Source organism: Sphingomonas sp. CD22 (assembly GCF_034556155.1).
In the GTDB taxonomy this organism is placed as follows: domain Bacteria; phylum Pseudomonadota; class Alphaproteobacteria; order Sphingomonadales; family Sphingomonadaceae; genus Sphingomonas.
On sequence record NZ_JAYDYX010000011.1, the window covers coordinates 23,581 to 44,310 of the forward strand.

At 69.7% G+C, this 20,730-nt stretch carries 17 protein-coding genes; 11 read left to right on the forward strand and 6 right to left on the reverse strand.

What is annotated here, in order from left to right:
- Nucleotides 1-24: 24 nt before the first annotated feature.
- Genes SFC76_RS17615 through SFC76_RS17635 form a run of 5 tightly spaced genes read left to right on the forward strand, consistent with a single transcriptional unit; the run spans nucleotide 25 to nucleotide 7,094 of the window.
- Nucleotides 25-1,482: a tryptophan halogenase family protein gene (locus tag SFC76_RS17615; protein ID WP_416222440.1), complete on the forward strand. Its 1,458-nt coding sequence runs from the start codon at nucleotides 25-27 to the stop codon at nucleotides 1,480-1,482.
- The gene (locus SFC76_RS17620) at nucleotides 1,479-2,963 is read left to right on the forward strand and encodes a tryptophan halogenase family protein (RefSeq protein ID WP_322850713.1); all 1,485 of its coding nucleotides are present in this window, start codon (nucleotides 1,479-1,481) and stop codon (nucleotides 2,961-2,963) included. Before SFC76_RS17615 ends, SFC76_RS17620 begins: the two co-directional genes overlap by 4 nt.
- Entirely contained in the window at nucleotides 2,960-4,564 is a 1,605-nt protein-coding gene (locus SFC76_RS17625; protein WP_322850714.1) for a tryptophan halogenase family protein, read from the forward strand. The genes SFC76_RS17620 and SFC76_RS17625 overlap by 4 nt, the downstream gene beginning before the upstream one ends.
- Nucleotides 4,561-6,087, forward strand: coding sequence for a tryptophan halogenase family protein (locus tag SFC76_RS17630; protein WP_322850715.1), 1,527 nt, complete (start codon nucleotides 4,561-4,563; stop codon nucleotides 6,085-6,087). Before SFC76_RS17625 ends, SFC76_RS17630 begins: the two co-directional genes overlap by 4 nt.
- Nucleotides 6,084-7,094, forward strand: coding sequence for a cupin-like domain-containing protein (locus tag SFC76_RS17635; protein WP_322850716.1), 1,011 nt, complete (start codon nucleotides 6,084-6,086; stop codon nucleotides 7,092-7,094). The genes SFC76_RS17630 and SFC76_RS17635 overlap by 4 nt, the downstream gene beginning before the upstream one ends.
- Before the next feature lie 95 nt (nucleotides 7,095-7,189).
- Here SFC76_RS17635 and SFC76_RS17640 read toward each other — a convergent pair whose 3' ends face one another.
- The 3 genes from SFC76_RS17640 to SFC76_RS17650 form a co-directional block, all read right to left on the reverse strand.
- Nucleotides 7,190-8,203, reverse strand: coding sequence for a cupin-like domain-containing protein (locus tag SFC76_RS17640; RefSeq protein WP_322850717.1), 1,014 nt, complete (start codon nucleotides 8,201-8,203; stop codon nucleotides 7,190-7,192).
- Between the two features lie 143 nt (nucleotides 8,204-8,346).
- Nucleotides 8,347-9,519 carry an alpha-hydroxy acid oxidase gene (locus tag SFC76_RS17645; protein WP_322850718.1) on the reverse strand — a complete coding sequence of 391 codons (1,173 nt, stop codon included), beginning with the start codon at nucleotides 9,517-9,519 and terminating at the stop codon, nucleotides 8,347-8,349.
- Nucleotides 9,520-9,653: 134 nt separating this feature from the next.
- On the reverse strand, nucleotides 9,654-10,250 hold the full coding sequence (locus SFC76_RS17650; protein ID WP_322850719.1) for an FKBP-type peptidyl-prolyl cis-trans isomerase: 597 nt from the start codon (nucleotides 10,248-10,250) through the stop codon (nucleotides 9,654-9,656).
- Nucleotides 10,251-10,435: 185 nt separating this feature from the next.
- On the opposite strand from SFC76_RS17650, the gene SFC76_RS17655 reads away from it, so the two are divergent.
- The 3 genes from SFC76_RS17655 (at nucleotide 10,436) to SFC76_RS17665 (ending at nucleotide 12,760) form a co-directional block, all read left to right on the forward strand.
- A complete protein-coding gene (locus SFC76_RS17655) occupies nucleotides 10,436-10,684 on the forward strand; it encodes a DUF3253 domain-containing protein (RefSeq protein WP_416222441.1) in 249 nt (82 codons plus the stop codon).
- Between the two features lie 148 nt (nucleotides 10,685-10,832).
- On the forward strand, nucleotides 10,833-11,309 hold the full coding sequence (locus tag SFC76_RS17660) for a DUF427 domain-containing protein (RefSeq protein WP_322850721.1): 477 nt from the start codon (nucleotides 10,833-10,835) through the stop codon (nucleotides 11,307-11,309).
- On the forward strand, nucleotides 11,306-12,760 hold the full coding sequence (locus SFC76_RS17665) for a deoxyribodipyrimidine photo-lyase (RefSeq protein WP_322850722.1): 1,455 nt from the start codon (nucleotides 11,306-11,308) through the stop codon (nucleotides 12,758-12,760). Before SFC76_RS17660 ends, SFC76_RS17665 begins: the two co-directional genes overlap by 4 nt.
- Nucleotides 12,761-12,811: 51 nt before the next feature.
- Here SFC76_RS17665 and SFC76_RS17670 read toward each other — a convergent pair whose 3' ends face one another.
- On the reverse strand, nucleotides 12,812-13,693 hold the full coding sequence (locus SFC76_RS17670; protein ID WP_322850723.1) for an alpha/beta hydrolase: 882 nt from the start codon (nucleotides 13,691-13,693) through the stop codon (nucleotides 12,812-12,814).
- Between the two features lie 118 nt (nucleotides 13,694-13,811).
- Nucleotides 13,812-15,554: an adenylyl cyclase gene (locus tag SFC76_RS17675; RefSeq protein WP_322850724.1), complete on the reverse strand. Its 1,743-nt coding sequence runs from the start codon at nucleotides 15,552-15,554 to the stop codon at nucleotides 13,812-13,814.
- A gap of 107 nt (nucleotides 15,555-15,661) precedes the next feature.
- On the opposite strand from SFC76_RS17675, the gene SFC76_RS17680 reads away from it, so the two are divergent.
- Nucleotides 15,662-17,485 (forward strand): DUF885 domain-containing protein, encoded by a 1,824-nt coding sequence (locus SFC76_RS17680; protein ID WP_322850725.1) that lies wholly within the window; start codon nucleotides 15,662-15,664, stop codon nucleotides 17,483-17,485.
- Here the strand turns inward: SFC76_RS17680 and SFC76_RS17685 are convergent.
- Entirely contained in the window at nucleotides 17,435-18,301 is an 867-nt protein-coding gene (locus tag SFC76_RS17685; protein WP_322850726.1) for a helix-turn-helix transcriptional regulator, read from the reverse strand. The genes SFC76_RS17680 and SFC76_RS17685 overlap by 51 nt on opposite strands.
- Nucleotides 18,302-18,395: 94 nt before the next feature.
- Here SFC76_RS17685 and SFC76_RS17690 point away from each other — a divergent pair, with 94 nt between their 5' ends.
- Both SFC76_RS17690 and SFC76_RS17695 read left to right on the forward strand, forming a co-directional pair.
- Complete coding sequence (locus SFC76_RS17690; protein ID WP_322850727.1) at nucleotides 18,396-19,298, forward strand: SDR family oxidoreductase; 903 nt, start codon at nucleotides 18,396-18,398, stop codon at nucleotides 19,296-19,298.
- Nucleotides 19,299-19,408: 110 nt separating this feature from the next.
- A complete protein-coding gene (locus tag SFC76_RS17695; protein WP_322850728.1) occupies nucleotides 19,409-20,395 on the forward strand; it encodes a YncE family protein in 987 nt (328 codons plus the stop codon).
- Nucleotides 20,396-20,730: the final 335 nt, after the last annotated feature.

Sequence of the window (20,730 nt, forward strand, 5' to 3'; positions counted from 1 at the left end):
GTGGGAGGGGGCACATCCGGCTGGATGGCCGCCACTGCGCTCGCCAAGCTGTTGCCCAGCCGCTGCACCGTCGAACTCGTCGAATCGGAAGCCATTGGAATCATTGGGGTAGGCGAGGCAACGCTCCCGCATATCCGCGCCTTCAACGAACGGCTCGGGATCGTCGAAGCCGAGTTCATGGCGGCGACCCGCGCGACCTTCAAACTCGGTATCGAGTTCCGCGACTGGGGGCGGATCGGGGATAGCTACATCCATCCGTTCGGCACCTTCGGCCGCGGCAGCGGCGAAGTGCAATTCCACCATTATTACACCCGCCTGCTCCGCGACGGCGTGCCGCTGCCGCCGATCGAGAGCTATTCGATGGCCTGTTCGCTGGCGCGGGCCAATCGCTTCGGCCAGCCCGCGCGCGACCCGCAACAGATCGCTTCGACCTTCGGGTATGCCTATCAGTTCGATGCGGTCGCCTTCGCACCGTATCTGCGGCGGATCGCCGAAGGGCTCGGCGCGCGCCGGACCGAGGGCAGGATCGTCGCGGCGGAGCGCGATTCGCAGAGCGGCGACGTCACCGCTCTCGTGCTGGAGGACGGGCGGCGCGTCGAAGGCGATCTGTTCGTCGACTGTTCGGGCTTCGTCGCCCTGCTGATCGGCAAGGAACTCGCCGAACCGTTCGAGGACTGGTCGCGATGGTTGCCGGCCGATCGCGCCGTCGCGGTCCCGTGCCGGACCGCGACGGCGGTGACGCCGTACACCAGCGCGATCGCGATGCCGTCGGGCTGGCGCTGGCGTATCCCGCTGCAGCATCGCACCGGCAACGGCTATGTCTTCGCCAGCGACTTCCTGTCCGAAAGCGCGGCGACCGACGCGCTGCTCGGCGCGGTGGAGGGCACGCCGCTCGCCGATCCGCGCATCCTGCGGTTCAAGGCCGGACGGCGCGCGCGCAGCTGGGTGAACAACGTCGTCGCGGTCGGGCTGGCATCGGGATTCCTCGAGCCGCTGGAATCGACGAGTCTCTACCTGGTACAGCAGGCGATCACCGCGTTGATCGAGCTGTTTCCGGAGAAACGGATCGCGCCGGTCGATCGCGACGAGTTCAACCGCCTGATCAACATGGAATATGACCGCGTCCGCGATTTCCTGATTCTGCATTATCACGCGACCGAGCGCGACGATTCGCCGTTCTGGACCTACGTCCGGACGATGCCGGTCCCGGATAGTCTCGCGGAGAAGATGGCGTTGTTCAAACGCCGCGGTCGGGTCGTCAAATATCGCGAGGGCGCGTTCCTCGATGCCAGTTGGGTGTCGGTCTATCTCGGGCAGCGCGTCGTTCCGACGGGTGCGGATCCGCGCGCCGCGGCGCCGTCCACCGACAGCCTCGTCGCGGGGCTCGACCGGATGCGGGGCGAGATCGCCGCGGCGGTCGGCGCGATGCCGGCGCATGCCGCGTTCCTGGCCGGCTATTGCCCGATGCCGGCCGCCACGTGACGTCGATCGATGCGCCCATCGCGCGGATCGCCGTCATCGGCGGCGGCATCGTCGGCTGGTCGGCGGCGGTGGCGCTGCGCCGGCGCGTCCCCGGCTTGGCGGTGACGATCGTCGCGACGCCGCCGCCGCCCGACGCGCTTGCGGATCGCATCGCGCAGACGCTGCCGTCGACGATCGGCTTCCACGACGATCTGGGGCTCGGCGAGGACGATGCGGTGTTGCGCGCCGGCGGCGTGTGGCGGCTGGGCACCGAGTTCGAAGACTGGGCGCCGGGAAGACCGCCCTACGTCCACGCATACGGACCGTGCGGCCAGCCGTTCGGTACGGCCTCCTTTCACCACCATTGGCTGCGCGCGGCGCGGGACGGGACCGCGGCCCCGTTCGAGGCGCACGCGCCCGCGGCGATGCTGGCGCGGGCCGGGCGGATGCCGATCCCGCCGGCGGGGATCGTCGCGGAGGCGCAGGCCGCGGTGATGCTGGACGTGCCCCGCTATCGGGCGATGCTGGAGGCGTTCGCGCGGCATCTGGGGGTTGAGGTGCGCGACGGGGACGTCGCGACGGTGCGGTTGCGCGGCGAGGACGGTTTCGTCGACGCCGTGCTGCTGGCGGACGGCAGCGCGGTAACCGCGGACGTGTTCGTCGACGCCGCCGGTCCCGGCGCGGTCGTCCGCGGCGCGATCGACGATATGTGGGAGGACTGGCAGCGCTGGCTGCGGTGCGACCGGCTCGTCACGGCGGAGGGCGCGGCGGAGCGGTCGACCGGGCTCGACCGGGTGCAGGCCATGCCGGCAGGGTGGCGCTGGCGCACGCCGACGCCGGACCGGACGTCGCACGGCTGTTGCTATGCGAGCGCCTTCATGTCGGACGCCGACGCGCAGCAGGTACTGGCGACGGCGGGCGCGACGGCGATGACGCCGGCGGTGGCCTTCCGCCAGGGCACCCGGCCAGAACCGTGGGCGCGCAATTGCGTGGCGATCGGCGATGCCGCGACGGTGATCGAGCCGCTCGAATTCACCAACCTTCATCTCGCCCATAGCGCGATCGACCGGATCGTCGCGATGCTGCCGGGCCGTGCCTGCCATCCGCTGGAGATCGCCGATTACAACCGGCAGGCGCAGGCGGAGGTGGTGCGCGTACGCGACTTCGTACTGTGTCATTATGCCACGGCGCAGCGAACCGAACCGTTCTGGCGCGATTTGCCGGCGCTTCCCGACAGCCTCGCCCGGACGCTGGCGGCGTTTCGGGAACGCGGCCGCCTGCCGTTCTTCGAGGAAGAGACCTTCTCGCGCGACGATTGGCTGACGGTGCTGATCGGGCAGGGGGCGATGCCGCGCCGCATCGATCCGCTGATCGAGACGACCGACGTCGCGGACAGCGAACGCGCCATGGCCGCCTATCGCGCGGCGATCGGGCAGGCGGTGTCGCGGTGTCCCGATCTGGACGCGTATCTACACTCACAGCGGAAACGGCTGGGCAGATGAACGAACATACGATCCGCAGCGTGGTGATCCTCGGCGGGGGAACGGCAGGCTGGATGGCGGCGGCGGCGATGGCACGCTTCCTCAACAACGGCGTGACGCGCGTGACGTTGATCGAGTCCGAGGAGATCGGCACCGTCGGCGTCGGCGAGGCGACGATCCCGCCGCTGCGTACCTTCAACAGCATGCTCGGCATCGACGAGCATGAGTTCATCCGCGAGACCGGCGGCACGTACAAGCTGGGGATCGAATTCGTCGGTTGGGGCGACATCGGCGAACGCTATTTCCATCCGTTCGGCGCGCACGGCCACGACCTCGGCGGGGTGCACTTCCACCAGCTCTACCTGCGCGAGCGGCAGCGGCGGGTGCTGCCCGATATCTCCGCCTGGTCGATGAGCGCGGTCGCAGCGCAGGCCGGCAAGTTCGCACCGCCGGCACCGCAGGCGCAATCGGCGGTCAAGGACCTGTTCTACGCCTATCATTTCGACGCGGTACGCTACGCCGGCTTCCTGCGCCGCTTCGCCGAACGCAACGGGGTGCAGCGCGTCGAGGGCAAGGTCGTCGCGGTGGCGCAGCGGCCCGAGGACGGTCATGTCACCGCGCTCAGGCTGGACGACGGGCAGGTCGTCGGCGGCGACCTGTTCATCGATTGCTCCGGCTTCCGCGGCGTTCTGATCGAGGAGGCGCTGGAGACCGGCTACGAGGATTGGCGGCACTGGTTGCCGTGCGATCGTGCCGTCGCGGTGCCCAGCGCCTATAGCGGCGATCCCGATCCGTTCACCCGCGCCACCGCGCGCGGATCGGGCTGGCAATGGCGGATCCCGTTGCAACAGCGCATGGGCAACGGGCTCGTCTATTGCAGCGACTTCCTGCAGCCCGACGCCGCCGAGCGCGAATTGCTCGCCAATCTGGAGGGGGCACCGCTCGCCGCGCCGCGCCATCTCTCCTTCACCACCGGCCGTCGCAAGCTGGCGTGGAACCGCAACGTCGTCGCTTTGGGGCTGGCGAGCGGCTTCATCGAGCCGCTCGAATCGACCTCGATCCACCTCGTCCAGTCCGGGATCGCACGGCTGATCGCGCTGTTCCCCGACCGGCGCTTCGATCCGGTCGAGCGCGACGAATATAACGCGCAGATGCACGAGCTGTATGCCGACGTCCGCGACTTCGTCATCCTCCATTACAAGGCGACGCGGCGCGGCGACACGCCGTTCTGGGATCGCTGCCGCACGATGGATATCCCCGACAGCCTCGCGCGCAAGATCGAGCTGTTCCGCGGCAAGGGACGCGTGTTCCGCGAGAACCGCGAATTGTTCGCGACGACCAGCTGGGTCAGCGTGTGCCTGGGCCAGGATATCGTGCCGCAGGATTACGAGCCCGCGGTCGACGCGCTCGACGAAGAGCGGGTCGCGGGGGCCTTGGAGGAGATGCGCCGCGAGTATCTCGACATCGCGGGCCGCCTGCCGAGCCACGGCGACTTCCTCCGCCATATCGCCGGCCAGCCCTCCGCGCCGGCGACCGCCCCCGCGGCACCGGCCGCGGCCGCCGGCCCGACCTTTTCGTTCGCGTCGGAATCGCCGTTCGACTTTTCGGCGGACCCGCTGTGAGGGAGGATGCGATCCGCCGCGTCGTGATCGTCGGCGGCGGCACCGCCGGGTGGATGGCGGCGGCGGCGATGTCGCGTGTCCTCGGCGAGATGCCCGGACTGAGCATCGAACTGATCGAATCGGACGAGATCGGCACCGTCGGCGTCGGCGAGGCGACGATCCCGCAGATCGTCCTGTTCAACAAGATGCTCGGCCTGGACGAGGCGATGTTCATGCGCGAGACGCGCGCGACCTACAAGCTCGGCATCGAGTTCGTCGACTGGGTGCGTCCCGGCCACCGCTACGTCCACCCGTTCGGCACCTACGGGCTCGACATGAAGGGGATCGAATTCCACCATTTCTGGCTGAAGGGGCAGGCGCTGGGCGATACGACGCCGCTCGACGCCTATTCGCTGGCGATCGTCGCCGGGATGCAGGGGCGGTTCAGCCATCCGCGTCCCGACCAGCCGGGATCGCCGCTGTCGAAGCTGAGCTATGCCTTTCAGTTCGACGCGGGCCTGTACGCACAGCTCCTGCGGCGGTTGTCGGAGGCGAACGGCGTGCGCCGTATCGAGGGGCGGATCGTCGGGGCCGAACGCGACGGCGAGACCGGCCATGTCAGCGCGGTGTCGCTCGCCTCGGGTACGCGGGTCGCCGGCGACCTGTTCATCGACTGTTCGGGCTTTCGCGGGCTGCTGATCGAAGGCGAGATGCAGGCCGGGTTCGAGGACTGGAGCCAATGGCTGCCCTGCGACCGCGCGGTGGCGGTACCCTGCGCGCATGGCGGCGACCGGCAGCCGCTCACCCGCTCGACGGCGCGCGCGGCGGGGTGGCAGTGGCGCATCCCGCTGCAACATCGCATCGGCAACGGTTATGTCTATGCCAGCGACCATCTGTCCGACGACGAGGCGGCCGCGACATTGCTCGCCAATCTCGACGGTGCGCCGCTCGGCGATCCCCGCTTCCTGCGCTTCACCGCCGGGCATCGCCGCCGTGCCTGGGTCGGCAACGTCGTCGCGCTGGGACTGGCCGGCGGGTTCCTCGAGCCGCTGGAATCGACGAGCATCCACCTCGTCCAGTCGGCGATCGCGCGCCTGCTGACCTATTGGCCGACGCGCCGCTTCGACCAGGTCGAGATCGACCGGTTCAACGCCGCGCACGTTGCCGATTACCTCGACATCCGCGATTTCCTCGTGCTGCACTATAAGGCGACGCAGCGTCGCGACACCGCCTTCTGGGATTATTGCCGCATGCTGGCACCGCCGCCGGGCCTCGCCGAAAAGCTCGCCGTCTTCGCCGCCAACGGCCGTGTCTTCCGCGAGAACGACGAATTGTTCACCGAGACGAGCTGGCTGTCGGTGATGGTCGGGCAGGGCGTGCCGGCGGGCGGATATCACCCCGCCGCCGATCTGCTATCGGATGCCGAGACGCTGTCGCGGCTCGACCATATCCGGCGCGTGGTCGCGGATACGGCGGGTCTGCTGCCGCGGCAGGACGACCTGCTGGCACAATATGGATGCACGCTGACGGGCGTCGCCGCATGACCGCGCAGGCTTTGCCCGAGATCGCCAACGTCGACCGGCGCACCTTCGAGGAGGACATCCGCCCCGCCGGCCGGCCCGTGGTGCTGCGGCAGGTCGGGCGCGACTGGCCCGCGGTGCAGGCCGCGCAGCGTTCGGCGGAAGAGGGCGTCGCCTATCTCAGGCGGTTCAGTCACGGCGAACCCGTCGCCGCGATCCTCGGCGAACCGTCGATCGGCGGCCGGTTCTTCTACAACGACGATCTTACCGGGATGAACTTCGTGCGCGGGCAAACCCCGCTCGACCCGTTCCTCGCGCGGCTGCTGCGCGATCGGGATCGCAGCGAGCCCTTCGCGATGGCGGTCCAGTCGGTGCCCCTGCCCACCTTGCTTCCGGGGTTCGCCGAGGCGAATGCGACGGATCTGGTCGCGCCGGACGTGGTGCCGCGAATCTGGCTGGGCAATGCGATCCGCGTCGCGACGCATTACGACCTCATGGAGAACGTCGGCGTGGTGGTGATGGGGCGGCGGCGCTTCACGCTGTTCCCGCCGGATCAGGTCGCCAATCTGTACATGGGGCCGCTCGAGCTGACGCCGGCGGGCACGCCGGTCAGCCTCGTCGATCCCGACGCGCCGGATCTCGCGCGCTTCCCGCGATTCGCGGACGCCGCCAAGGTCGCCCAGAGCGCGACGCTGGCGCCGGGCGACGCGATCTACATTCCGTTCCACTGGTGGCATGCGGTCGAATCGCTCGATCCGGTGAATGCCTTCGTCAATTACTGGTGGAATGCGGCGCCGGCGGAGCTGGGCAATCCCTATGACGCGCTGCTGCACGCGCTTCTGGCGATCGCGCCGCTGCCGGAGGACCAGCGCGACGCGTTCCGCGCCGTCTTCGAACATCTGGTGTTCCGCGGCCATGGCGACCCTTCGGGGCATCTGCCGGATAATGCGAAGGGCGTATTGGGACCGATCGACGCGACCACCGCGGCACGGATCCGCGCGACGCTGCGCGACAGCCTCGCCCGACCGTAACACCGGCTCGCCCTGAAGCCGATCGACATGCCTCGCCTCTCGGAGCAATGCCGGATGAGCCCCGGCCTCCGCCGGGGTACCATCGGACCTGTTCGCTAGCGCGTCCCGCCGAGCAGGCGGATGAGGAAGTCGCGCAGCCGCTCGGTCCGCGCGGGGCTGGCCGCGGCGAGGATGCCGCGCGCCGATACGGGCAGATGCTCGCCGACCGCTTCGGCGCCGTCCGCGAAGACATAGTGATCGAACCATCCCTCCCAGGCGTGGCGCTGCGCCGGCGGAAGATCGCGCAATGCCATCAGCGCGTGCACCAGCGCACCGAAGGGCGACGCCGCCTGCGCATCGCCCCACCAGTAATTGACGAGGACGTTGAGCGGATCGAGCGCAGCGACGTGATGCCACCAGATCGCCGGCACGAAGATCGCATCGCCCGGCCCGAGTTCCGCGACCTCGGCGTGCGCCAGCGCCTCGGCGAACCGCGGGTATCGATCGAGATCGGGATGTTCGGGATCGACCATGCTCGACGGCGGCCCGGCCATCGTATGATCGAGCGGCCCGACGTAGAGGTTGGCGATCTGATCGGGCGGGAACATCGTGAACCGCCGCCGCCCGTGCACGACGCAGGCGATGTTGCTCGACTCGTCGTAATGCGTCGCGACGCGGGTGGCGTTGCCGATCCACAGCCGCGCGGGCGCACCGCCGGTCGGCAGGTCGAGGCGGTTCTCCGCGTCCCACCCCGGCAGATGCTCGGGCGCGGTCGCCGCATTGGCATAGAGCGCATGCGCGTCGGCGACCGCGTCTTCGCTGTAGCGGACGAGCTGGCCGAGCAATTGCCGTAGCGCGACCTTCTGCTTCTGGAAGTTGAAGCCGGTCAGATCGTCGTTGTAGAAGAACCGGCCGGCGATTTCGGGGGCGCCGATCATCACGTCGAGCGTCTGCCCGCCCTCGAATCCGGCAAGATAGGTCGCCATCGCCCGGTCGCCGCGGCTGCCGGCGCGCACCGCGGCCCAATGCTCGACCTGCCCGCGCAGGACGACCGGCACATAGCAGCCCGCGATCTCGCGCGCGAAGGTGGCGGCGTCGACGGCGGTGCGCTCGATTACGGCCGAGGTCATCCTCGCTGGCTTTCCATGGCTATTGCCTCTCGCTGGTGGCGCGGCGCCTGTCTTTATGGGGCTCGGGTTCGCGGCGAACGCAGGCGCGTCATTCGATCGTACCGGTCAGGCGCGGGCATGGAATTGTCAAGCATATGGTGCGGTTAGGCGACAGCGCGGTGGCCCGGCCGATGGCGCAGGTGGCGGCGGGACAACGCGCCGATATCGTTGACCCCCGCCAACGTCAGCGTGCGCTCGAATTCCTCGTGCAGCAGCGTCAGGAGGCGATCGACGCCCGGCTCGCCGCCCGCGGCGAGGCCGTAGAGATAGGGGCGGCCGATCGCGCAGGCGGTCGCACCCAGAGCCAGCGCCTTCACCACGTCCGAACCGCGGCGGATCCCGCCGTCGCAGATCACATCCGGTGCATCGCCGACGGCGGCGCGGACCGCCTCGATCTGGTCGATCGGGGCGGGGGCGCCGTCCAGCTGTCGCCCGCCGTGGTTGGAGACCATGACGCCGGTCGCCCCGGACTCGACCGCACGGCGCGCATCCTCGGGGGTCATCACGCCCTTGATCGCGAGCGGCCCGTTCCATTCGCGCGCGAGCCATTCGACGTCGCGCCAGCCGACCGAGCGATCGAACTGACCGCCGATATAGTCGAACAGGCTCATCGGCCCCGCCGCCAGCGCATCGACCTTGTGGCTGACGTTGGCGAGGTCGAATTTCGATCCGGTCAGCGCGGGGATCGACCAGGCGGGGTGGCGCGCGAAGCTGAGCAACGAGCGCAGCGTCAGCGCCGGGGGCAGCGACAGGCCGCTGACCCGGTCGCGTTCCCGATTGCCGGCGACGGGCGTGTCGACGGTCAGCGCCAGGCCGTGGAAGCCCGCCTCCCGACAGCGCGCGACGAATTCGGCGGTGAGGCCGCGATCCCGGAAGATGTAGATCTGGAAGACCTTCGGCCCGGCAAACGCCTGCGCCAGATCCTCCAGCCGGGTCGTGCCCATCGTCGAGAGGCTGTAGAGGAGGCCGTGCCGCGCTGCCGCGCGGGCCACGGCGAGTTCGGCATGGCCGTGGAACATGCGGGTGAGTCCGGTGGGCGACAGCATCAGCGGCCAGCGCGCGGGCTGGCCGAAGATCCGCGTCTCCGTCCGGATCGCCGACACGTCGTTGAGGACGTCGGGGATCAGCTCATAGTCGGCGAAGGCGCCGACGTTCCGCCGCAGCGACACCTCGTCGTCGGCACCGCCGTCGATATAGTCGAAGATCGGCCGCGGCAGCCGCCGACGCGCCATCAGGCGCAGGTCGGCGACGTTGTTCGCCCGCTCGAGTGGCGTCATGGTGCCTATGTCCCTTCGCGCCTGAAGCCTCCCGCGTGCCGCCTGCGTCGCCGCAGGCTGCGTCAGCTGGGCGCCGATCGCCAAGCTGTTTGGGTGTGCCGGGGCGATGGCCGACTGTGCATGCCGGCGCGGGCCTATGGCTGCGGCGGCGTATCCTTCGGCGCCGGCGGTTCCCCGCCCTGCGCGCGGTTCATGCTCTCGACCTCGGCAGCGGTCTTGAAGTCGAGCAATTCGACCTGGAAGACGAGATCGGCATTCGCCGGGATCGGCCCCGATGCCTGCGCGCCATAGCCCAGCGCCGCGGGAATGCAGAACCGGGCGACGCCGGACCGGGCCATCGTCTGCAATCCCTGCGAAAACCCGGGGATCACGCCGTTCACCGGCAGGGGAGATCGCATGCCCTGATCAAACACAACCCCCGTCGCCGCGATATAGCCGATGTAATTGACCAGCACGACATCCCCCGCCGCCGGCTTGGCACCGGTGCCGGCGCGCAGCAATGTCGATCCCAGGCCGGACGGCGCCGTCGTCGAACACAGCCGCTGCCCGGCCGGCACCACGGGGTTGAGCGGCAAGGCGATGATCGCATTGTCCGCCCTGACCGGGGCCGGGGCCGCGGCACGCGGCTTCTGCCGGCGGGTGGCCGCGGCATCCGCCGGCAAGGGCGCGGCGAGCAGCGGCAGGATCGCAGCGAGGATCAGGCGGGATGAAGCGTGCTTAATGAAGGGCATGGACGCGGCTATATGCAAGGCGGGCGATCCGCGCCAACCCGATCGTCGCACATCGACCGTCCTGCGTGCGGAACGCGGATCGCCGTGCGACCGGGACGCATCATCATGCGTTCGATCCGGGTGGCGATGGTGACGAATCCTGCGACAATGCCGTCAGCGCTGCCGATAACGGACGCCCGCGGCGCATGACGATGAGCGCGCGCGATACGACGCTCGCGCTGCTGGCGTCGCGATCTCCGGAAGCGACGGTGTGCCCGAGTGAGGTGGCGCGCGCGATCGCGCCCAAGGAGGCCTGGCGCGACGCGATGCCGCTGGTGCATGCCGCGGTCGACGGGCTCGTCGCGGAAGGCCGCGTGCGGCTCAGTTGGAAAGGGAGGCCGCTGGCCGTCCGCGACGGGCCTTATCGCATCAGTCGTTCGATGCCCCCGGCGTGACAGGCGACCGAATCGCTGCCCGACCGTTGTGCCGTGCAGAGGAGCGCAAGATCATGTCCCGTCGTAACTTTATCGTCGACGCCAGCGTCGGCGCGGCCGACCGGCGCAAGCCCGGTCCCGCGGCGCGCATATGAGGCCGCGACCCGATATGCCTACGCCGGGACAGGAAAGCGTCTGGTCCTATCCGCGCCCCGCGATCGCCGAGCCGAGCCGCCGGCGGATCCAGATCGTGCACGCGGACATCGTCGTCGCCGACAGCGATGCGGCGGTGCGCACGATCGAGACCAGCCATCCGCCGAGCTGGTACATTCCACCCGATGCGATCACGCCCGGCCTGTTGCGTCCATCGACCCGTCGTTCGTTTTGCGAATGGAAGGGCGAGGCGCGCTATTGGCATATCGAGATCGGCGGACACACGTTCCGCGACGTCGGATGGAGCTATGCCAATCCCACGCCGGCATTCGCGATCCTGCGCGATCACATCGCCTTCTACGCCGGGCCGTTCGACCGCTGCGCGGTGGACGGGGAGCGCGTGCAGCCGCAGCCCGGCAGCTTCTACGGCGGCTGGATCACCTCCGACCTCGCCGGCCCGTTCAAGGGCGTGCCGGGCAGCATGGGCTGGTGAGCGGCGCGCTGCCACCGGGGCTGGGCGACTGGCACGAGTGCCCGCGCGTCCGCGCGATGAACGACCGGCCGATCGCCACCGGCGTTCTTTATGTGCTGTGCTGGCTTCAGCAGGCGCTGCGCGCGACCGACAATCCGGTGATCGACGCCGCGGTGCGGCTCGGCAACGCGCTGGGACTGCCGGTGCTCGTCTATCACGGCGTCCGCGAGGATTATCCATATGCCTCGGACCGGCTGCACCATTTCATCCTCGGCGCCAGCCGCGATCTCGCCGCGGGATGCCGTACGCGTGGTTTCGCTTGCGTCCAGCATATCGATCGCGCGGATCATCGTGAGAAGGGCCTGGTCTATCGGCTCGGCGCCGATGCCGCGGCGCTGGTGCTGGAGGACCAGCCGACCTTCGTCGCGCGCTGGCAGGCGGAACGCGTCGCGGAGCGGATCGCGATACCGACCTATGCGGTCAACGCCGCCTGTCTGGTGCCGCCCGCCGTGCTGGGGGACGGGATCGGCGGCCGGTCGGGCTTCCTGCGCCGCCACGAGCCCGCACGGGCGGCCTGGGCAGACGGCGAGGACGTGCAGACCGACCTTCCCGCCTATGACGGCGCGTTGCCGTTCGTGCCGGATGATCCGGACGGGGATATCGAGGCGCTCGTGGCCGGGCTGGACATCGACCACAGCCTGCCCCCGAGCGCGGCCTTCCCCGCCGGTCGCGCGGCCGGCGAGGCACGCTTGCACCGCCTGATCCGCGACGTGCTGCCCGGCTATGCCACGACCCGCAACGATGCGACCCAGCGCGAGGGGGCGAGCGGCCTGTCGCCCTATCTGCATTTCGGGGTGCTCGGCCCGCGCGAGGCGATGCGGGCGGTGACGTCGTCGCCGGCGGGCGCCCGGCACAAGACGAAATTTGCCGACGAACTGCTGGGCTGGCGCGAGTGGTTCCATTATCAGGCACGCGCATTGGTGGCGCCCGAGCGTTACGACCGCGTCGCCGGCTGGGCGCGCGCCACCTTGGCCGAGCATGCCGGTGACCCACGGCCGCATCTCGAACGCCTGTCGGCGATGCTGCGCGGCGAGACGCGCGACGAGACCTGGAACGCCTGCCAGCGGCAGTTCCTCCGCTTCGGCTGGATGCACAACAATCTGCGGATGTATTGGGCCAAGCGCATCCTGGCGATGACGCCCGATCCCGAAACCGCCTGGGCGACGGCCTGTTACCTCAACGACCGGCTGAGCCTGGATGGGCGCGACCCGTCGACGTATGGAAACATCGCGGCGATGTTCGGCGGCGCTCCGGGGGATACCGACCGGCCCGTCTACGGCCGCGTCGCCACGCGCGGCGACGGGTCGACACGGGCGAGGGATGGCGGCGACGCGTGGCTCGCCAAGGCGGCGTCGCGTGACGTACCGGCGGTCACCGTCCCGTCCGAATTGCCTCGGGAGCGCTATGTCTAGTGCAGCGCCGTCGACCGATGATGCTCCGCGGCGATCGTTCGCGCGAGGCCGTCAACGCTGATCGCCGCGCACGGTCCGACGGACGAAGCTGGAAACGTCGTCGAGCACCGGCGCGCGACCGCGGAAGGGTCGCGCGAGCGCCAGCAGGATGCCGACGTGGCCCAGCTTGGCATAAGCGCGCTCGTCTACCGCCACGCCGCCCCCGCGCAACTTCGCGGCCAACGCCTTGCTGTTGCGCGGCTGCACCACGGTGTCGTCGGTCCCGTAGAGCAGCAGCGCGGGGGGATCGCCGGCGCCGGCCCAGGTGACCGGCTGCGTCTCGGCCGGGTCGGACGACTGGCCGAAAGCGGCGCGGCTCGCAGCCACGTCGAACGGCGCGAAATCATAGGGGCCGGCCAGCCCGACCAGGCCCTTCACCGCCGTTCGCGATGCGCCCAGCCAGCGCGGGTCCACCGCCAGCATCGCGGCGATATAGGCGCCCGCCGAATGGCCCATCAGCACCACCGATGCACCGTCGCCGCAATAATCCCCGGCATGCGCGATCGCCCAGCGCACCGCCGCGGCGCCATCCTCGACGAAAGCGGGATAATGGACGTCCGGCACCAGGCGGTAATCCGGAACGACGGTGACGAACCCGCGTGCCGCGAGCGCGCGTCCCACGAAGGCATAGCCGGCGCGCGTGCCGCTGTTCCAGCTGCCGCCGTAGAAGAACACCACGACCGGCCGCGCCTGCCCGCAACCGGCGCGCGGCGCATAGACGTCGAGGCGCTGACGCGGGGCGCCGCCATATGCGAGGTTCCTGGCGACGAGCACGCCGCCCCGATCCTTCGGCACCAAGGTGTCGAAGGTGGTCAGCGGCGAGCACGCCGCGCACAGCGCGCCAAGCAGGGCGAGCACGCCGAGGTGGCGGGCCGTGACCCGCGGACGGATCATGCCGCCGGGGTCGTGGGATGTGCGGTCACGCATGCGGCCTTTTTATGGAAGGGCGAGGGCAGGACGAACGCTGGCGCGCATCGTTCCGATGGCCCGCTTGGGCCAGCGCACGGGGGCGTCACGCCGGGTAGCGCCGTAGCGTCTGGCGGATGCTGCCGGGCCGCGCGGCGGCGCCGGCATCGTTCACCAGATGCGCGATCGTGCCTTTGTCGTCTCCCAGCGAGATGGTGGTGACGTTCTCCACCCGTACGCCGGGGGTGTCTGGCACCTCGACCGCGCTGGCCAGAACGATCGTCGGGTCCGCGGTGAAGTTCGCATAGACGCCCATGCCGATCGCTTCGTGACGGCGAACCCGGTCGGCGACCTTGTACGCTGCCCAGCCGCGGGGCGAATCCTGCCGCCAGGCGTGCTGGCTCGGCGGATCGTAGGGCAGTTCGTTCTGGTAGAAGAAGGTGCGGCCGTTCTCTCCGTTCCACACCGTCTGCCAGCGCTGGAAATGCTCCACGAACAATCCGTAACAGCTCACGTCGTCACCGTTGACGACGAGTCCGTGGTCGCCGCGGCTTTCGTTCCAGCCGACATGGACGCGACCGCCGTCCCGGTCGCCGTGATCGGCGCGCCAGATCCACAGATGGTCCGCGATCACGTGATGGCTGTTGATCTCCAGACACGTTCCGGCGTTGCCGATCGCCGCGCCACCGACGCGGAAGAACAGGTCGGCGAGCAGCGTCGGATCGGTGCGGTGGTCGCGCGCGGCGCCCCGTGGCCCGACCTCCATCAACACCGGCGAGGATCGCGGCCCGGCGTCGATCAGCAGGCCGGCGACCGATACGCCCGGCACGTCGGCGATCGTCATCGCGGCGTTGCCCGCCTCGCTCAGCAGCGTCGCCAGCCCCAGTCCGAGGACGATCGCATCCGCCCGGATGACGCGGATCGGCTCGCGCAACCGGTACACGCCCGGCGTGAGCAGCAGGTGGCGCCCCGCCGCCAGCGCGCGATTGATCGCCGCGATCGGGGTGGCAGGGGTGGCGATCAGGAACTCGTCCAACCCCACGACCCGCCCGGCGGGCCGGCCCTGCCACGAGGTCCCGGCCGCGTCGCGACGGAGCGCCGGCACGAACACCGCCCAGCGGCCGTCGGCGGCGACGTGGAGAAACGGCTTCTCCCGCATGAGGGGCACGGACGGCAGGGTGGTGACGGGCGGCTCCGGGAAGCTGCCCGGCGGCGTGCCGACGACGCCCATGAACATCATGTTCCAATTGGCGCCCTGCCAGCCGCCGATCTGCGAGCTGCGGGTGAACCATTGCTGCTGCGTGCCCGAATGGATCGTGCCGTCGACGCGACAATCGGCCATGAAGCCGCCGCTCGACCAGCCGCCGTCGTCCAGCGCAAGATCGCCCGCCAAATGCACGCGGCGATAGGGCGCGGCCTGCGACACCGCCCAGCGGTCGGCGCCGTCGGGCGGCCGGACCGACAGATTCTCCACGGCACGCCAGAAATTGACCAGCGCCATGCCCTTGGCCCAATCGGCCTCGGCATGGACGTGTCCGGTGACGGTCACGTCGCCGGGCTGCAGGCCGAGGCCGGCCACCTGCGTGAAGAACCCGACGTTGATGTCGAGCCGGTGCGCGCCCGGCTTGAGCAGCACGGCATAACGGCGGTCGGTGAAATGCGCGCGTTCCTGCTGCGCGAACCAGCCGTCGATCCGGCGCTGCGCATCCGGCATGCCCGGATCGACGACGAGCACGTTGGGACCGAAATCGGGCTCGTCCACCGCCCAGCGCTGCCTCGCGCCGGCCGGTGCTATCCCGACGGCGGCGATGCCCGCCAATACGCCGCGACGTGTCGTCTCTGCCGTCAACCCATTGTCCTTCCGATCGAATCCCGCCGCGACGATTTGGCACCTTAACGCTTCACCGTCTTGCGTCACGACGATAGGGTTCATCCGACACGTAACGGGGGATCACAATGCACGCACTGCCTTGGCTCGGAGCCGCCGCTCTCGCATTCGCCATGCCGGGCGGGCAGGTCGCGCAAGCGCCGGTTGCGGCGCCGGCACCCGCCGAGGATGCGCGGCTCTATGCGTTTCTCGATCAGGAGTTCGCCGAGGAGCTGCGGGATCGTCCGCAGCTTGCGACGCAGCTCGGGCAGAAGGACGGCAACGATCGGCTCGACGATATCAGCGATGCCGCGACGTTGCGCCGGCTGCAATGGCGCCGCGCCAGCGTGGCGCGGCTGAAGGCCCGGTTCGATCGCGCGAAATTGTCGCCGGACGCGCAAGTCAATTACGACATCTGGACGCTGGAGCTCGACCGCGCCGAGCTGAGCTATCGTTACCGGCTGCAGGCGCCGCCATTCTATTCCTTTCTCTATTCGGTGCATGCGCAGCTCCCGAATTTCCTGATCAACACCCACACCGTCCAGGATGCCGGTGACATGCGCGCATATGCGGCACGGTTGCGGGCGATCCCGGGCGTGCTCGATACCGCGATCGCGCTGAGCCGGGTGTCCGATGCCGCCGGCGTGCGCGCGCCTAAATTCCAGATCGAGCGCGTTATTTCCGGCAGCCGCGCGATCGTGACCGGCGCGCCGTTCGATGCCGGCCCGGCGTCGCCGCTGTGGGCCGATGCTCAGGCGAAGGTCGCGAAGCTGCGCGCTGGCGGGACGCTCGACGCGGCGCAGGCCGCAGCCCTCCTCGCCGACACCCGCGCGGCGCTGATGACGATCAAGCCTGCTTACGACCGCGTGATCGCCTGGGCGCAGGCGGATCTGCCGACCGCGCCGAGCGGCCGGGTCGGCGCGCTGACGCTGCCCGACGGCGCGGTCTGGTATGCGGCCGCGCTGAAGCTCAATACGACGACCGACCTCACCGCCGACCAGATCCACGCAATCGGTCTTGCCGAAGTGACGCGGATCGAAGGCGAGCAGGACGCGCTCGCCCGTGCCGCCGGGCTGAAGGACCGCAACGCCTTCTATGCGCAGATCGCCCGCCGCTTCCCGGTGGTGCCGTGGACCGACGCCTTGCGCGCGAAATATCTGCAGGACGCCAATGCCGCGCTGGCCTTCAACCGCACGCTGCTGCCGGAATATTTCGGCAAGCTGCCGGTCCATGCCATGGAAGTGGTCCGCGAGCCGTCGTTCAGCGAGGTCGCCGGCGGCGCGGCGCATGCGGCGGGACCCAGCCGCGACGGCGCTCGGCCGGGCCGCGTCTACGTCCACCTGCTCGGCACCACCGACGCGACCCCGCCCGCGGCGCTGCGCGATCTGATGTGTCATGAGGGGGTGCCTGGCCATGTGATGCAGGGAGACATTCAGGTCGGGCAGAGTGGCGGCCCGAAGTTCCGGCAGAGCACGCGCTACGTCGCGTTCGGCGAAGGCTGGGGCCTGTATGCCGAGGCGCTGTGCAAGGAGATGGGCGCGTTCCCCGAAGCATCCGACGATTTCATGCGACTGGATGCCGAGCTGTTCCGCGCGGCGCGACTGGTCGTCGATACCGGCATCCACGCCAAGGGTTGGACCGAGCAGCAGGCGATCGACTATATCGTCACCACCGGCCGCGCCGCGCCCGACCAGGGCCGGTCCGAGGTGCGCCGGTACATCACGCTGCCGGGACAGGCGACGGGGTATAAGATCGGGATGCTCAAGATCGTGGAACTGCGGCGCAAGGCGGAGGCTGCCTTGGGTCCGAAATTCGATATTCGCGGCTTTCACGACCTGCTGATCGGTTCCGGCTCGCTGCCGCTACCGATCCTCGAGCGGCAGGTCGACGGCTGGATCGCCGCGCGCAAGTAGCAGCCGGCCGAGGCGATCGGCATCGGCGGGTGTGGCGGGGTTGTAGATGAGCATGCCGAGTTCCGGGCGTCCTTCGACGGCGAAGGACGAGAATTCCATCGCGAGCAGCCCCGCATCGGGGTGATGGATGCGCTTCGTGCCCTCGCCGTGCGCGACGACGTCGTTATCCTGCCACAGCGCCGCGAAATCGGGGCTGAGGCGGGACAGTTCGGCGACGAGCGCCGTGACCTCGGCGCTGGTGCTGGCGCCGGCGCGCGCCACGTCGGCGCGGAAGGCGCCGACGACGAAGCGGGCGACGTCGGCGAAATCCGCGTTGCGCGCGCGGACATGGTCGCTGCCGAACATCAGGCGCAGGATGTTGCGCCCCTCGCGCGGCAGCTTGGCGTAATCGGTCAGCAGCACCGCGGCGGCGCGGTTCCAGCCGACCACGTCCCACATCGCGGTCTTGATGATCGCCGGGCTGAGCACCATCCCGTCGAGCACGCGTTGCAGCCGCGGCGAGATGCCGTCGACCGGCCGGTAGCGCGCCTCCGGCAGGCGGCCGAGGCCGAGCATGTAGAGGTGCTCGCGCTCCGGCTCGGTCAGCATCAGCCCCTTGGCGATACGGTCGAGCACGTCGGCGGACGGCGCGCCGCCGCGCCCCTGCTCCAGCCAGGTGTACCAGGTCGGGCTGATGTTGGCGCGGCTCGCCACCTCTTCGCGGCGCAGGCCGGGCGTGCGCCGCCGGCCGCCGGCGACCCCGAACGCCGCCGGATCGAGCCGGGTGCGCCGATCGCGCAGATAGGTGCCGAGCGGGTTGGACGCGTCACTGGCCATCGCACATCCTGTTGAACGTTATACCACGATATCGTCCCTACTTTAACACGTTGGAATTGCTCGCGATACCGCAGGGGTAAGAAGGAGATTTCCCATGCGCGTATTCCTGACCGGTGCGACCGGCTTCATCGGCTCGCACGTCATTCCCGAACTGCTCGGCCGCGGTCATCGCGTGCTCGGCCTCACCCGCTCCGATGCCGGCGCGCGGCAGCTCGAAGCGGTGGGCGCCGAGGTCCATCGCGGCGACCTGGACCGGCCCGAGACGCTCGCCAGCGGTGCGGCGGCGGCGGACGCGGTGATCCATTGCGCGTTCGACCACAATTTCGCGACGTTCTTCGAAAACACCAAGAAGGACGACCGCAACATCACCGCGATGGGCGAGGCGCTCGAAGGCACGGGCAAGCCGATCCTGATCACTTCCGGCGTCGGTATCGGTACGCCGGTGAACGGCGGCGCGGCGACCGAAGACGTGCTCAACCCGCACCACGCCAATCCGCGCATCGCCACCGAACTCGCCGGCGCGGCGCTGATCGCGCGGCGCATCGACGTGCGCACCATCCGGCTGCCGCAGGTCCACGATACGACCAAGGCGGGGCTGATCACCCCGCTGGTCGCCGAGGCACGCCGCGCCGGGGCGGTGGCGTATCTGGGCGAGGGGCGGACGCGCTGGGCCGCGGCGCATATCAGCGATGTGGCGAAGCTGTACGTGCTGGCGCTGGAAAAGGGCGAGCCGGGCGCGCGCTACCATGCGTCGGTGGAGGACGGCGTATCCGCCCGCGACATCGCCGACGCCATCGGTGCGGGAACGGGATTGCCCGTCCGGTCGATCGGGAACGAGGACATCGAGCGCTATTTCGGCTGGATGGCGCCGTTCGCCGGGCTCGACATGATCGCATCCAACGCCTGGACGTGTGCGCGGCTGGGGTGGGTGCCGAGCGGCCCCGACCTGCTCACCGACCTTGCGGCGATGGACTATTCGGCGCCCGCGATGGCCTGATCGACCGCCGAGTGGCGAATTCTCCCGGCCCGCGGAACCGCCGAAGCGCCCGATCCTTCAGCGAGGGGAGATAGACTATGAAGCTGATCGATCGTCGCCAAGGTTTGTGGATGCTGGCCGGGAGCGCCGTCGCCGCGACGGCGCTCGGCGTGCGGGTGATGGCGCACGAGGCGCTGGCAGCGCCGGGGCGGACGCTTGCGCTGGTCGAGAAGAAAGCGGGCCGCGTCGCTTTCCATGCGCTGCCCGACGGCAGGCGGATCGGTACGATCGCGCTGGGGACGCAACCGCATGAGATCGTCGCCGATGCGGCGGGGCGATTTGCCTATGTCGGCCATTACGGCGTCGAGAGCTGGAAGGCGCCCGGCGCGGGCGGCAGCCAGATCTGGGTGATCGACCTGCACGCGCGCACGCTGGCGCGGACGATCGACATGGCGCCGTTCGGCCGCCTCCACGCCGTCCGGATGGATGCGCGCGGGCGGCTGTACGTCCTGTCGGAGCAGGACAGCATGCTGGCGCGGTTCGACGATCCCGCCAAGGACACCGCGCCGTCCCGGCTGATCCCGGTGACGGGCGCGCGCAGCCATTATCTGATCGTCCGGCGCGACGGCGCCCGCGCCTATGTCGCCGACACGTTGAGCGGTGCGGTCATCATGGTCGATCCCGAGGATATCGGCGTCGCCCCGGTGCGCCGGCGGATCGGCACCGCGCCCGAAGGCATGACGCTGAGCGCGGACGAACGGACGCTCTACGTCATCGACCGGCCGAGCGGGACCATCCACGCACTGGATGCGACGACGCTGGACGAGCGCGCGCGCCGGCCGTTGCGCGGCGAGGCGGTGCGCATCGTCACGCAGGCCGACGGCCGGCTGATCGTGTCGAACACCGCGGACAAGAGCCTGTCGCGGCTGGACCCGACCACGCTCGTCGAACAGGATCGCCTGTCGCTCGACGCCGGCGCGCCGGGGCTGAACCTCGCCGGCGACACGCTGTACGCCTCGCTCGAAAACGACCGGGTGGCGATCATCGACGCGCGCCGGTGGGCGATCACCGGCGGCTTCGCGACGGGCGCGGCGCCCGATTCGTCGGTGCTATTCTAGCGGCCGGCCGATCCGAACGCGGCGATCGCGGCGTCGAAGTTCGAGTGTGTCGCCGATCGAACGTAGGTTGCGCACTCGCCCTCACCCCGCGCCGGCTGCGCCGGCTTGTCCCCTCTCCCGGTGGGAGAGGGGAGGGGGCGCGCAGCGCTGAGGGGTGAGGGTGGGGCGCTCCGTTTTTCCGCGGCCCCGCACGAATCCCATCGGCCTTTCGGTCATACGAAACGGGCCGTCGGTCCAGGCTCGCGGATCGCGTCGGCTTCGCGGCCGTTGAGGCAGGGATTGTTACCCGCTGTCTGGGGAAAAGACGTATGCATCCGGCGCCGTTCATCTGCATG

What these genes read in the sequence shown, in the direction of transcription:
- SFC76_RS17615 (WP_416222440.1), top strand. Translation starts at nt 25, where the DNA reads ATGGCCGCCACTGCGCTCGCCAAGCTGTTGCCCAGCCGCTGCACCGTC.
- SFC76_RS17625 (WP_322850714.1), top strand. Translation starts at nt 2,960, where the DNA reads ATGAACGAACATACGATCCGCAGCGTGGTGATCCTCGGCGGGGGAACG.
- SFC76_RS17635 (WP_322850716.1), top strand. Translation starts at nt 6,084, where the DNA reads ATGACCGCGCAGGCTTTGCCCGAGATCGCCAACGTCGACCGGCGCACC.
- SFC76_RS17640 (WP_322850717.1), bottom strand. Translation starts at nt 8,203, where the DNA reads ATGACCTCGGCCGTAATCGAGCGCACCGCCGTCGACGCCGCCACCTTC.
- SFC76_RS17645 (WP_322850718.1), bottom strand. Translation starts at nt 9,519, where the DNA reads ATGACGCCACTCGAGCGGGCGAACAACGTCGCCGACCTGCGCCTGATG.
- SFC76_RS17650 (WP_322850719.1), bottom strand. Translation starts at nt 10,250, where the DNA reads ATGCCCTTCATTAAGCACGCTTCATCCCGCCTGATCCTCGCTGCGATC.
- SFC76_RS17655 (WP_416222441.1), top strand. Translation starts at nt 10,436, where the DNA reads ATGACGATGAGCGCGCGCGATACGACGCTCGCGCTGCTGGCGTCGCGA.
- SFC76_RS17660 (WP_322850721.1), top strand. Translation starts at nt 10,833, where the DNA reads ATGCCTACGCCGGGACAGGAAAGCGTCTGGTCCTATCCGCGCCCCGCG.
- SFC76_RS17670 (WP_322850723.1), bottom strand. Translation starts at nt 13,693, where the DNA reads ATGATCCGTCCGCGGGTCACGGCCCGCCACCTCGGCGTGCTCGCCCTG.
- SFC76_RS17680 (WP_322850725.1), top strand. Translation starts at nt 15,662, where the DNA reads ATGCACGCACTGCCTTGGCTCGGAGCCGCCGCTCTCGCATTCGCCATG.
- SFC76_RS17685 (WP_322850726.1), bottom strand. Translation starts at nt 18,301, where the DNA reads ATGGCCAGTGACGCGTCCAACCCGCTCGGCACCTATCTGCGCGATCGG.
- SFC76_RS17690 (WP_322850727.1), top strand. Translation starts at nt 18,396, where the DNA reads ATGCGCGTATTCCTGACCGGTGCGACCGGCTTCATCGGCTCGCACGTC.
- SFC76_RS17695 (WP_322850728.1), top strand. Translation starts at nt 19,409, where the DNA reads ATGCTGGCCGGGAGCGCCGTCGCCGCGACGGCGCTCGGCGTGCGGGTG.